Consider the following 12501-nt stretch of genomic DNA (forward strand, 5'->3'; position numbering starts at 1 on the left):
ATAAAGTTACAAAAATAACCCCCAATTAAAAAATAGGTTAAAACGACCGCAGATGTACTCTAAACAAAACCATTCCACCGCCACCCCATCCCGTAAATAAAATTTGCTTCACACAAATTAGGCTCTTGAATTCAATCTATACAGAATCAACAAACGAGTATGAAAAATCTTCAATTTCTCCCGTCCTGATAACTATCGGGAGCTATCGGGATTCTCCCGATAACTATCGGGATTCAACTTAAATTTCCCCACTACCCTCTAATCACTACCAAAAACCTCAACTTCAACATTCAAAACTTCAAAAATCAACAATCAACAATCAACAATCAACAATCTTCACTCCATAGATACTCCATAGATACTCCATAGATACTCCATGGATACTCCATGGATAATGTATGTAAAGCAAGAACCAATTATAAACTAACAAGAAACCATAAACATTAACCATGTAGCTCCCAGCTTCCCTCTTTAACTAAAGAAAAAAATGAATTTACCGCAGGGTAACAAAGGTAAAGAAAGGGGAGTTTGAACATCAGCCATCCAAGAGTTAAAAAAATAGCAACAACTATTTTAGCGAAGGGGCAAGCTGGCGCATGGCAACGTAGTTTGGACGGGGAGTTTGAACCACTTAAAAACAAACCTCCTTTAAATCACTTTAAAAGAGGTCTGGCTTTAAGGTTTTACCAAACTATTTTTAAAAAATGGAAGTTATGCAACGGCTACCTCCTTGTTACCTCATGTTTTTTTTCTTTTCACTAATGATATTAGTTTTGCGTCAGTTTTTTCTTCATTTTCATTACAATCAATTTCATTATCATTTTTGAAGTTTTGCCTTTTTATGTCACAGTTGATTAAATGCTTTGCCTTCTTCTGTTAAATAATACTTCTGTTTATGACTGGTCGGTTTATCGGGAATCGTTAGTGACACAAGCCCTATCTCTATTGCCGGATTCAAATAATTCATTCTGAAATTTTTCCTATCTGTTAATCCCAATTTTTCTTGCAATTCAATTCTATTATGAATTCCAGTAAATGCTTTTAAAAGTTCTTTAACTTGGGGGGTGACTTGGGGGGTGACTTGGGGGGTGACTTGCATTGATGGCAAAGTAATCCTTAAAAAATTGTCTGTAAACTCAAAGCAATCTTTAGGATACACTTGAAGAATTCTAGGAACCCCAGAACCTAATTGCTCCACCAAATCCAAATCCTTAAAAATGCGCATAAGTTCTTTGTTTCGAGGAATAGAAAAACCTTCAAAAAATTCATCTTTAGAAAGTCCTTCGGGCAAACCGCCATTAGAGGTTATTTCTAAACGATTATCAAAAAGCTCAAACTTAGGTGCCAGCTCTTTTGTATAATCATTATGTACAAACGCATTAACGACAGCTTCCCTCAGTGCAATTTCATTCCATAAACGTTTTTCCTGACGTTCCTTTCCTGTGATTTTAGTTAGCGTTTTGTTTTCTAAATTTAATTTATCAAGTACTTGCTGTGTTGCTTTTATAATAGATTCATAACCATATTCATTGCTCTCACTCAAATCCACACGATCCATCCCATTATACCGCGCTACTTTCACTGAAATAGTGTTCACGTCATTCAGCAAATAAGCTACATAATTATAGCTATGGTCTTCGGTAAGAAGTTCTAGGTTTTTCGCAAATTGATCATTGAGCACTTTCCCTGTACCTTGATAGTAAATATGCAACTGCTGAAAATTAAGATCTTGTTTTTTTGATTTTATATTACTGATGGAATGACGTGTCCGTTTGGCGAAAAGTTGTTCAATTTGTCGCGTTGGCATAGGTTCGGAAGAACTACCTACTCTAATAAAAGCACCCTTTTCTGACAGGCCATATCTTTTGATATAATATGGTTTTTCATAACCTCCGGCAACAATTAGCTTGATGATATCCTTTTCTTCTTTACGTTCTGTAACCAAGTCAAAAAGCCCCATACAAGATGGAAGAATGTTGTTTTTTAATCGGTCTTTGATCAGCAATTGGTCATGATCTGCATCCTTTACTCCTACTAGATTTCCTATCTTATCAATACCAATATAGATAATACCACCTTCATTAGAATTTAGAAAGCCAACCACTTCCTTTTCTAATTCTGGTGTTACTTGATGTTTATATTCGATGTGTTTGTTCTCGATCAAGGCTTACCTTTTAAACTTTAAACGGACTCTATTTCAGTATCAAAATGAAATACAATTGTTTATACATTATCTTTCATGAATGAATTCTGATTCACTCACTGTCTATTATTTAAAGTATGATGTTTTTTCATATGCTGAATAATGTTATAAAAAAACACTTTAATTTGGTTCTGATGCCAGGTCTAGTTTTTGAAGCACTAAGCAAGTCATCAAATGTTTAATTTCTTTTCGATATTTCTGCAGCATATAAATAATTTCATTGGTTTGTACCGGATTTCATAAAATGGAGGCCCACCTATTTATTAACGAAGTTAATCATTTTTTCAAACCTCCTAATATTTCTTTAAGCATCCTGTAAAACAACAGCTTACAAACAAAACACACTACACTTCTAATAATAAAGCTAAAATTTATTGCATAATATTGCTCACAGCATGATTTAAAAACATTCTGTTTAAGAACTTTTACTTAAAAAACAACCCCCCTTTAAATCACTTTAAAAGAGGTCTGGTTTTATGGTTTTACCAAACTATTTTTTAAAAACAGATGTTGTGCAACGGTTACCGTTGTTGTGGTGCCTTTTTTAGTCAAATACATGTTCTTTATAATCGTTCCACCATTTATCAATGTCAACTTTTGGTCTACGGCAGATATAAAGTGGAATTCCGTTTTCTTCACTAATCGCATATTTATGTTCAATGATCTTGACAAGCTCCACTTCATTAAAAGCGTGTTCGACTGACTCTTTTTCATTTCCAATGCTTATCCAAACACTTGCATTTTTATTCCCGTAACCCCACATCCAAAAACTACCATGTCTACTAATTGGGTCGGGTAAGCCGTATTTGTCCCCCAAAATTTGAATTGCACCGGCTTCTCCATAATTTTCCGCCCATATCACACAGTTTTTTCTTTCCATTGGACTTAATGAATTATAAACACTATCAACCAATTTCACTTGTTCTTCCCACCCAAACATATCCGCATAATCATCTGTTAGTTCGAATCTGCCGTTTATCTCCTTCTTTTCTGTATATCCAACAAGCGTCTTGATTGGAAGAATGGGCGTTGCTTCTGGAATAAAAGGGATGGACGGGATTAGAACAATTGCGGCAACTGCGTAAACCCAATTTGGTTTTTTGTCAAGAATAGATTCAATTTTTACCGCTCCACCCGCAAATAAAACGGGATAAATGGCAAAGGCATAATAAGCTTTTGAATTGAGAAGCCAAAGGGAGCAAAAAATAACTAGAAGTGATATTCCCACAACCCTGTATTTCTTTAAATTTTCTCCTCCTATAAATGAGGTCAAACCAAAAAGGCTAATAACCAAAGTAAAAGGCGAACTCAATTGTTCCAAACCAAAATCCCACGGATTTATATTGGCTAATTGTTCCCTATTTAGAACTTCCAAATGCTTTAAAATAGGCAAATCGTTTTGTATCTGCCAAATAATGTTGGGAAGGAAAATAAGCAACGCAATCAGTGCGGAAATATAAAGCCATTTGTTTCTAAATAATTGACCGTTTTTGTAAAAGAGTAAGCCAACGAATATTCCGAAAGCCCAAACCAATATTGTGTATTTGTTCATCAGCCCAATTCCCAAGGTTATTCCCATTAGGATTAGAAATTTCTTGTCTTGGGAATTTATAAACCTGATAATGAAGTAAAAACCCAAAGTCCAGAAAAACTGGTTGAATGCAACTGGTTGGAACAAAGTGTGATTGCGATAAAAGGGAATAAATGCAAGAATGCATACACCAGATAGAAAAATAGCCCTTGTTTTTCCACCTAGGTTTTTAGCCATTAAACAACATAAAATCAATATCCCAACGCCCGCTAAGGTTGGAAAAAGCCTAACACCTATAAGTGAATAGTCAAAAAGCCAATCGGATATTTTTCCTATAAATGCAATAAACGGGGGAAACTCCATAAATCCCCAATCCAAATGTTCGCTTGCAGATAAATGAAGTAATTCGTCACGATGAAACCCATAATTTCTATTTCCCAATAATTGAATTATCAGTTTAATTACTGTAAGGATAAAAATTATTGGTAGATATTTTTTCATTGGCCTTTAAATAAACCACAACTTATTTATTAACGAAGTTAATCATATTTCAAATTCTCTATCATCCCTTTAAACGCTTTGGAAAATAGTTATTTACAAGTAAAACATCTTACATATTTCTAATTATCTAAAGCTAAAATTTATTGCATAATATTGCTCACAGCATGATTTAAAAACATTCTGTTTAAGAACTTTTACTTAAAAAACAACCCCCCTTTAAATCACTTTAAAAGAGGTCTGGTTTTATGGTTTTACCAAACTATTTTTAAAAAACAGATGTTGTGCAACGGTTAACTATCTTAACAGTAATTGATTCACTCTTTGTCAAGTTCTTTAAACATTATATAAGTGTCAACAAACCCTAAGTCCCTATGCCTAAAACCTTTTGGCGTTGTCCCAATTATGTCAAAACCAAATTTTTGCCACAATTTAACTGCGGCTTCATTTGTGCTTACAACTATGTTGAATTGAATGCCTAAATATCCTTTGGCTTTTGCAAAATTCATTGAGTGTCCACAGAGTAATTTGCCAATTCCCCGTCCGTGATGTTTTGGGTTTACCATATAACTGCAATTCGCAATGTGATTACCCAAGTCTAATTGGTTTGGTTTAATAATGTAAGTTCCTAAAATCTCGTCATTGTCCACCGCAACAAAAGTGTCCATAAAGTCCGCAAACCAATGTTTGTGCAAGCGTTCTCTAGGTGTTTCTGGGTCAAAAACATAAGTGTCGCCTGTCGAAATTACGTTTTTAAAAATCTCCCAAACTTTTTCATAATCGGTTTGAATGTCTGCTTGTCTAATTTCCATTGTTAAATTTCTATACTTTCCTTGTCAAAATTTCGGATTGGTCACAATCGATCATAATATTTCCACTAACAAATACCCATAATCCCAACAGCTTATCCAAACCTAGTATATGTCTATTTAGTAATAGTTTACAATTCTATATCTTTATGGATACTCAAAAAATTTAACCGTTGTCCCTTACATGATAAGTTTCACCATGATATTCACAGATTCTTTCGGATTCATAATTGTCTAACATGTATTCCTAATGTTTTATTTTAATACTGGTTTTATGGTTTTACCAAACTATTTTTCAAAAATGGAGGTTGTGCAATAGTTACATTTTGTGTTCTTTTAATTTAAGGCTTTAAGAACCGCTTGGTTTACATAATAATTGGTGCGTCCTATTTTATGTTTTACCAAATGTCCATCAGTAGCCAACAGATTTAAATAATTGGCTGCCGTAATGCGAGATATATGCAACTCATTTTGCAAAAACTCTATTTTTGTGTAAGGCTGTTTAAACAAATGGTTCAACAAATCTTGACTGTAAAATTTATAATTTTCGCGCAAGAGTATCTTATAGTCTGACATTGCCTTTTTAATGTTTCTCACTTTCTCCAAAGTGTCTTTTGACGTTTCGGTAATAGCCGTAAGCATATAACACAAATAGTCCTCCCATTCTCCCGTATCGCGCACCTTTTGCAGCAACTGGTAATACTCGTTTTTATGTTGGATAATATATTTGCTCAGATACAAAATAGGAGTGTCCAACAACTGATACTGTATGAGGTATAAAATATTTAAAATTCTTCCTGTACGCCCGTTACCATCGTAAAATGGGTGAATACTTTCAAATTGAAAATGAAATAACGCCATTTTAATAAGGTGATCTATAGGCAAATTCTCTTCAACATTTATAAAGGCTTCCAGATTTTGCATGAGATTCACAATCTCCTCATGGCTTTGTGGCGGCGTATAAACCACAGCATCCGTTTTTTGATTTTTAAGCGTAGTACCCGGTACTTTTCTAAATCCCGCATTATTATTTTCTAATATTTGCTGAATTTGCTTAATGTGATTTGTGGATAAAAAATGATTTTTTGCTACTATAGCAAAACCCGTTTTCATGGCCACAATATAGTTCTGCACTTCTTTGGCTTGGCTAGAAGTAACACTCTCTATACCCATACCGGCTTTGTAAATCTCATCATGGGTCGTTACAATATTTTCAACCTCCGAACTATCTTTTGCCTCTTGTATGGCCAATGTATTTATTAAAATGTCTTGCCGCGGAATAGATTGTGCCACTCCTTTTAATTCGGCCAAAGCCCTGTGGGCTTCCGGTAAAAGCTTTAGCACTTTTAGGGTTTCTAAATCAACAGGATAAGGCAGACGCTGGAGTTTCCAATTCATTGCTTCTTATTTTCTATACATATATGTGTAAAGATAATTCGATTTTCTATACACATCTCACTTATGTGTAACAAGAAACAACATATCTATACACATTTGTATAATTATACATAAAAATATACTTTTCTGTACATATTTGTATAAAGGAATTTTATTAAACCCTCTTGTTTTTTATTAAACACCTCCACTACTCCAACCTCAACAAAATCACATGCCACTGACAAACTCAAAACAAACATAAAAACTCACTATGCAGCTCCCCTCTTTAGTTAAAGAGGCGACCGAGCGTTAAAAAATAGTCCTGAGGACTATTTTAGCGAAGGTGCGAGCTGGCGCATGGGCACGCCGTTTGGACGGGGAGTTTGAACCACTTAAAAACAAACCCCTTTTAAATCACTTTAAAAGAGGTCCGGCTTTATGGTTTTATCACTATTTTAAAAAAATGGAAGTTGCACAACAGCTACCCATATTGCGTGCAGTTTATTTTATATTTAAATTCCGCTACTTTCAAGTTCCAAAGTTTAAAAGTTTGCCTTGCGAATAGATTTTCTTCGGCTTCACCAATTATTAATCTGTCAGTAAATGAACCAATAAATTTTGCCCAATAATTATTTTCGGAATCATTTAGGAGAAAATAAAATCCTGCATCACCGAATTTTTTACCAGAAGAATCTAAAATAAGTTCTTTGTTTTTTCCGATACTTGGCTTCATAATCACCGTTGCATTTCCTTTTGGCAGAGGAAAAATGACTTTTATACAAGTTTGATTTGAAGGCAATTTGCAAGTTCCATAAATTCCGGAATAAATGACTTGTCCAGTATTTTCAATCTTTCTAAGCCATATGGTATATTTAACTTCGTTAGTTTTTATGTCGATTAATTGAATTATTTCGCTACTTAGTTTTTCTTGATTATTATTTTGTAAAGGAATGTTGAGTTGATTAATTCTCTTACTAAAAAGTCTATTAACTATAAAACCAAAGAATTTGAAAAATGGATTCCATTTTACTTCAAATTCGAGTTCGTAATTTGACGTTTTTTCATAAAAATCGATTACTTTTTGTGATAGATTTATTAATTCATCATCGCTTAAATTCAATTGTTTGATAAATGCTAAAAGTCCTTTAGAATGATCATCCCTTTTTATTGACAAATGCTCTTTTTCGGCCAATTGACTGATGAATTCTTCACCAATTCCATTCAATTCACCGAATGGACCAATAAGCCAATTTTCATTTATTGGATTAAATTTACGACCACTAATGATAACCCATTGTTGAGTAAACCAATCTTGAAATTTTTGCATTGTGTAAGCTAAATTCATTCTTTGGTTTTTACGTTAGGTAAATAATTTGATTTTCCGTTCCAAATTCCTTGTTCAGAAATTGGAAGAAACCTTAGAGTCGTAAACTCAAAATGAAAATCCTTTCGATTTCTTTCTTTCATCGCATCAGAATGGCGTTTTGGTTGTTCCATTTTCGAATGTCCGTGAACCATTCCAGTCATTTCCTTCTGGGATTTCCAAATTGAAAATGTAGAAATAAGATTAGGGTATCGAATTGAAGCTAAAGACAGAGTGGTGCCCGAATGATCTCTAACTAATTTTTCTACTGGTCTTCCCCAACGTAGAAACCTTGGGATTTCCGTATATCTCATTTTAGCCAGAGTTACCGCAACCACGGGTTGATTATCGTCTTTAATTTCTGTATACATTTTCGGAATGTCAAAATGTGAAATAGAACCCCATTGCCTAATAAATTTCAGTTTTAAATACCAGCTTTTTGAAAGTTGTATTCCAAATGGATTAGATTGTAAAAAATCTATAAGTGAGTTTTCATTTTCCCATTGAGCAAAAACTACAATAGTTGTTGAAAATAGCCTTGTTGGAGTAAATACAGAAGACCCCAACTGCATTGCAGACATCGTTTCTGAGTGAATTAGTCCTTTAATTTTCTTTTGATTTATTGGGGAAAGAACATTTTTTAGTGCCGAAAAAAATGACAATTTGATTAAGTGATAAGTAAATAAACTTTTATTTTCGACTTCATTCATTTTTTGACGGGCGTTCTTGATTAATTACACTCAACCTATTTATTAACGAAGTTAATCATTTTTCAAATTCTCTTTCACCCCTTTAGACACTTTAGAAAATAGCTGTTTACAAGTGAAACATCTTACGTACTTCTAATTATATAAAGCTAAACTTTATTGCATAACATTGCACACGGATGTATTAAAATCATTCTGTTAAGGACTTTACTTAAAAAACAAACCGCCTTTAAATCACTTTAAAAGAGGTCTGGTTTTTTGGTTTTACCAAACTATTTTTCAAAAATGGAGGTTGTACAACGGTTACAGCTGTTCAAGCAATAATACTTCACAAAAAAAGAGAATGCTCAATCCTCTTGAAATTTACTCAAACAACTTAACGACAACTGCATAAGTGTGGACGGTATATGATCGGTTACGTTCAACACAGGCTTCATTGTTGGCTTTTCAAGCCCAACGAAGCCTTATCTGTTGGCAACAGTATTTTTTCAGTCATAGTGGAATCTGCATTTTGCAATCAATATTTCTCCTTCTTTGTATTGGTATATTAGCCTATGCTCACTATCGATTCGCCTGGACCAAAATCCTGCGTACTTATGTTTTAAAGGTTCTGGTTTTCCAATTCCGTCGAAAGGGTTGCGAGCTATATCCTTTAAAAGCTCGTTTATTTTTTTCAATTTCTTTTTGTCCGTTTTTTGCCAGTACAAATAATCCTCCCAAGACTCGTCTACAAATATATATTTCATAGGGTCAGTCTTCGATTAGGCCTTTCGCGAAAGATTCTCCCTTTTTAAGTTTTTCAATAGCGGAATCCAATCTCATTTCGTTCTTCCGTGAGGAAAGTTCGTGATTCGTTGCCATTAATGAATTATATTCTTGTAATGACATAACCACAATTCCTGAATCTTTACCTCTATTGATAATCAGGGTTTCAAAGTTATTAACTACTCTGTCCAAGTATGTCTTGATGTCTTTTCTAAAGTCGGAAACCGTTGTGATTTGCATAATATTGTATTTTAATAAGTACAAAAATATGTACAAATTTTGATTTATGCAAATTTTTCATGTTGTTGCCAATCACACAAACATCCAAATCACAACAGCCAATCCGAGCCTATTATATATCTATTTATTAATAGTTTACAACCCTAAATCTTTATGGATACTCAAAACACAAAACCCAAATATAAATCAAACCAATACCACATCAATGCGGGAAATCGCACAAGCATTTTTTTTAAAGTAAGTTGCAAAATCACAAACTCTAATAAAAACTCACTATGCAGCTCACCTCTTTAGTTAAAGAGGCGACCGAGCGTTAAAAAATAGTCCTGAGGACTATTTTAGCGAAGGGGCGAGCTGGCGCATGGGCACGCCGTTTGGATGAGGAGTTTGAAATAAGGAATGAATTTACCGTAGTGGAACGAAGGTAAAGAAAGGGGAGTTTGAATCACTTAAAACGAACCTAAACAAAGCAACCTGTTTTCAATTTAAAAAAATTGAAGTTGTCCAACGTGCTACCCTCACTACCTAGCGCTTTAGTTACTAAAGAGGCGATGAAGAAACAATCATCTTATCGGCATATTGCCACGCACGGTCAAAGTCTTTTTTTACTTTTGCTGCATTTTCATCTTTTTCCTGAGCATTCAAAGCATTGTACAGCCCCCTCAATGCCCATCCATTTTTTCGCCATGTTTGCAAATCATCTCGGTAAACTTTTTCTGCTTCCAAAAACATCCCGGCCTTTATGTAAACAGCTCCAAGATGATGTCTTATAGAAAAAACCAGTCCGGAGGCTCATTATAATTTAACTGGTCTTCAAGTGTTATTGCTTTATTCATCATAGAAATTGCAAGCTGATACTGTTTTTCATAAGCGGCAATCTCTCCAGATAACAAGTTGCTTGCTATTTGAAGCAAATCATATGAGGTGTTTATATCCCAAACAGTGAGCGATTTTAAAGAAGCATCTTGGGCAATGTCACTAAGCTTGCCCAATTCCTTTTTTGCTTCGGCCAAGTCGTTTTTACCTAGAAATGCCATTCCCCGGGCATAATGAAGCACCGCTTGTGGATAATTCTAGTTTATTAATGTATGAAGAAATCTATTTTACCAATGATTTTCCCTAAATCTACATCATTGCAAAAATCCTCATTTCGACCATACCCTCAAAAAAAGGCTTGTTAATGGCTGTATTGTTGTCGTCCATTGGTCTGGTTTCGTCTGACGAGCTACAACTAAACATTAAGAATACCCATAATAAACCACCTACAACAACTTTGTTTATTGATGATATACTTTAAAAAAAAACTGTTTCTTGGTTTGAAGAAACAGCTTTTTTTTTAATTTACCTTTATTAATTCTACCCTGCGGTTTTTAGCTTTATTTTCTTCGGAATCGTTTGCTACCAAAGGTTTTTCAGCACCAAAACCTTTTGCGGTTACTCGAGATTTGTCAATTCCGTTGGCGATAAGATCATTCATTACAGCATTTGCACGTTCATTCGATAATTTTTTATTGTATGACGCATCGCCTGTATTGTCGGTATGCCCTTCAATAGCAATTTTCAGACTTTTATCGTTTTGCAATGCTTCTGCAATTTGCGTTACCACTTCTTTTCCTTCGGTTGTGATATTTGCTTTATCTACATCAAAATTGATATATAAAATCGACTTCCCTTTTTCGGTCAAGTCTTTCGCAATATCGTCAGCCGTTACTTTGGTAATGGTTTGTTGAAAAGCTTCTTCTTGTAATACATTTAATGTTCCTCCCGCATTATTGGAAGTGAACTGAATATAAATGTTTCCTTTTTCTTGGGAACGAATAACATAAAACTTCATATTTTGATTCCAATACCCCATATCTCCCGAACCACCTTTATTAGGGTCTTGTTTATTATAACGTTCGAATTCTTCTTTGGTGATTTCGCCATCAAAAACCTTAACCGCTCCGACGGAAAGCAAATAATCCTCCATGCTTTTTTCAAAGTAGCGTTGCGAATATTCTTCGCCTTGAACTGCAGTAACATTTGCTTTATACAATTTACCTTCAAAAGGTGTCATTACACCATTTATAGGAAAGAAACAAACATCAAAGTTTTTTTGTATGGCACCTTTTCGAGCTTCTAATCCTTTAGGTAAATTAATAAAAGGAAAATCGCCAATATCGGCAGTAGAGAAAGCGATATCTTCTATATTGAATTCAGCCGAAGAATTAGCTTCTTCTGTTTTGCCTTCGTTTGCTTCGACAGAAGTTTCTACGGCATTAGATTCGTTATTTTCTTGCTGTTTGTTTGCTTGATTACAAGATACAATCAATGCTGAAAATGCAAGAATAAGGACTGTTTTTTTCATTTTAATATACTCAGTTTTATTATACACAAGTCGTTTGTTTTTTAACGGTGAGGATAACTCCTAATATCAAAAAAGTCAAGAATACTGGATAAAGAGTAAAAAAAACAGCGTGAATCGAGATCAATGACAGACCTAATGCTAAAAATAGATGAAGACAGGCTATCACCATCATTCCTACTGTTCCGATGGCAAAAAATGGGTGAAACTTTCTCATTTTACTATTATTTTGTTTTGATAGGCTAAAGGTAATAATTTAAATCAGAACCTGATTTTATTGTTTTGCGCCCTCAAAACGAAAATAAACATCTGTTTCGGATTGTTCATCTGCAGTAACATTAATGTTTTTATTAGAGCCATAAAAATGAAAAATGCCTTCTAAACTACCTGTTAGGGAAACAATATCTTGTGTATTTTCACCAAAACAAGCACAAGTTTCAACAGTGAAAGTTTTAGGTGTTACATACGAATATTCTTCGCCTGATTTTGCGGTAACTTTTAATTTATTACTTCCTTCTTTTGTAACGATAACAATAGCATCGTACCATTCATAACGATTATATGTATTAGATGAGCTTAATTTTCCTTTATACGTTCCTACTGCTGCATCAATAGTTCCTTGCGCTGGTTGTTCGTGTCCGTTGTCATCATCTTTACTACAACT

12 protein-coding genes are annotated in these 12501 nt (G+C 34.2%); all 12 read right to left on the minus strand.

The genetic code is table 11. The features are described 5' to 3' along the window. Positions 1-844 precede the first annotated feature (844 nt). Entirely contained in the window at positions 845-2164 is a 1320-nt protein-coding gene (locus VNJ50_RS12150; RefSeq protein ID WP_325582282.1) for a Fic family protein, read from the minus strand. A 583-nt stretch (positions 2165-2747) separates the two neighbouring features. Next, positions 2748-4235, minus strand: a complete 1488-nt coding sequence (locus VNJ50_RS12155; RefSeq protein ID WP_325582284.1) for a glycosyltransferase family 39 protein — start codon at positions 4233-4235, stop codon at positions 2748-2750. Between the two features lie 314 nt (positions 4236-4549). Then, a complete protein-coding gene (locus tag VNJ50_RS12160; RefSeq protein ID WP_325582286.1) occupies positions 4550-5044 on the minus strand; it encodes a GNAT family N-acetyltransferase in 495 nt (164 codons plus the stop codon). A 333-nt stretch (positions 5045-5377) separates the two neighbouring features. Beyond that, a complete protein-coding gene (locus tag VNJ50_RS12165) occupies positions 5378-6439 on the minus strand; it encodes a Fic family protein (RefSeq protein WP_325582288.1) in 1062 nt (353 codons plus the stop codon). Positions 6440-6899: 460 nt separating this feature from the next. Then, positions 6900-7763, minus strand: a complete 864-nt coding sequence (locus VNJ50_RS12170) for a hypothetical protein (protein WP_325582290.1) — start codon at positions 7761-7763, stop codon at positions 6900-6902. Further along, a complete protein-coding gene (locus tag VNJ50_RS12175; RefSeq protein ID WP_325582292.1) occupies positions 7760-8491 on the minus strand; it encodes a hypothetical protein in 732 nt (243 codons plus the stop codon). Before VNJ50_RS12175 ends, VNJ50_RS12170 begins: the two co-directional genes overlap by 4 nt. Positions 8492-8976: 485 nt before the next feature. Then, complete coding sequence (locus VNJ50_RS12180) at positions 8977-9234, minus strand: Txe/YoeB family addiction module toxin (protein WP_040282840.1); 258 nt, start codon at positions 9232-9234, stop codon at positions 8977-8979. A gap of 4 nt (positions 9235-9238) precedes the next feature. Then, entirely contained in the window at positions 9239-9493 is a 255-nt protein-coding gene (locus tag VNJ50_RS12185; protein WP_325582302.1) for a type II toxin-antitoxin system prevent-host-death family antitoxin, read from the minus strand. Positions 9494-10033: 540 nt separating this feature from the next. Next, a complete protein-coding gene (locus VNJ50_RS12190; RefSeq protein ID WP_325582294.1) occupies positions 10034-10219 on the minus strand; it encodes a hypothetical protein in 186 nt (61 codons plus the stop codon). A gap of 41 nt (positions 10220-10260) precedes the next feature. Next, positions 10261-10530: a hypothetical protein gene (locus VNJ50_RS12195; protein ID WP_325582296.1), complete on the minus strand. Its 270-nt coding sequence runs from the start codon at positions 10528-10530 to the stop codon at positions 10261-10263. 299 nt (positions 10531-10829) lie between these two features. Beyond that, positions 10830-11840 (minus strand): OmpA family protein, encoded by a 1011-nt coding sequence (locus tag VNJ50_RS12200; protein WP_325582298.1) that lies wholly within the window; start codon positions 11838-11840, stop codon positions 10830-10832. A 271-nt stretch (positions 11841-12111) separates the two neighbouring features. Beyond that, on the minus strand, positions 12112-12501 hold a 390-nt coding region (locus tag VNJ50_RS12205; protein WP_325582300.1), incomplete at its 5' end, for a hypothetical protein.

The organism is Gelidibacter sp. (assembly GCF_035577925.1).
Classification (GTDB): Bacteria; Bacteroidota; Bacteroidia; order Flavobacteriales; family Flavobacteriaceae; genus Gelidibacter.

What these genes read in the sequence shown, in the direction of transcription:
- VNJ50_RS12180 (WP_040282840.1), bottom strand. Translation starts at nt 9,234, where the DNA reads ATGAAATATATATTTGTAGACGAGTCTTGGGAGGATTATTTGTACTGG.
- VNJ50_RS12155 (WP_325582284.1), bottom strand. Translation starts at nt 4,235, where the DNA reads ATGAAAAAATATCTACCAATAATTTTTATCCTTACAGTAATTAAACTG.
- VNJ50_RS12160 (WP_325582286.1), bottom strand. Translation starts at nt 5,044, where the DNA reads ATGGAAATTAGACAAGCAGACATTCAAACCGATTATGAAAAAGTTTGG.
- VNJ50_RS12170 (WP_325582290.1), bottom strand. Translation starts at nt 7,763, where the DNA reads ATGAATTTAGCTTACACAATGCAAAAATTTCAAGATTGGTTTACTCAA.
- VNJ50_RS12200 (WP_325582298.1), bottom strand. Translation starts at nt 11,840, where the DNA reads ATGAAAAAAACAGTCCTTATTCTTGCATTTTCAGCATTGATTGTATCT.
- VNJ50_RS12175 (WP_325582292.1), bottom strand. Translation starts at nt 8,491, where the DNA reads ATGAATGAAGTCGAAAATAAAAGTTTATTTACTTATCACTTAATCAAA.
- VNJ50_RS12195 (WP_325582296.1), bottom strand. Translation starts at nt 10,530, where the DNA reads ATGGCATTTCTAGGTAAAAACGACTTGGCCGAAGCAAAAAAGGAATTG.
- VNJ50_RS12185 (WP_325582302.1), bottom strand. Translation starts at nt 9,493, where the DNA reads ATGCAAATCACAACGGTTTCCGACTTTAGAAAAGACATCAAGACATAC.
- VNJ50_RS12165 (WP_325582288.1), bottom strand. Translation starts at nt 6,439, where the DNA reads ATGAATTGGAAACTCCAGCGTCTGCCTTATCCTGTTGATTTAGAAACC.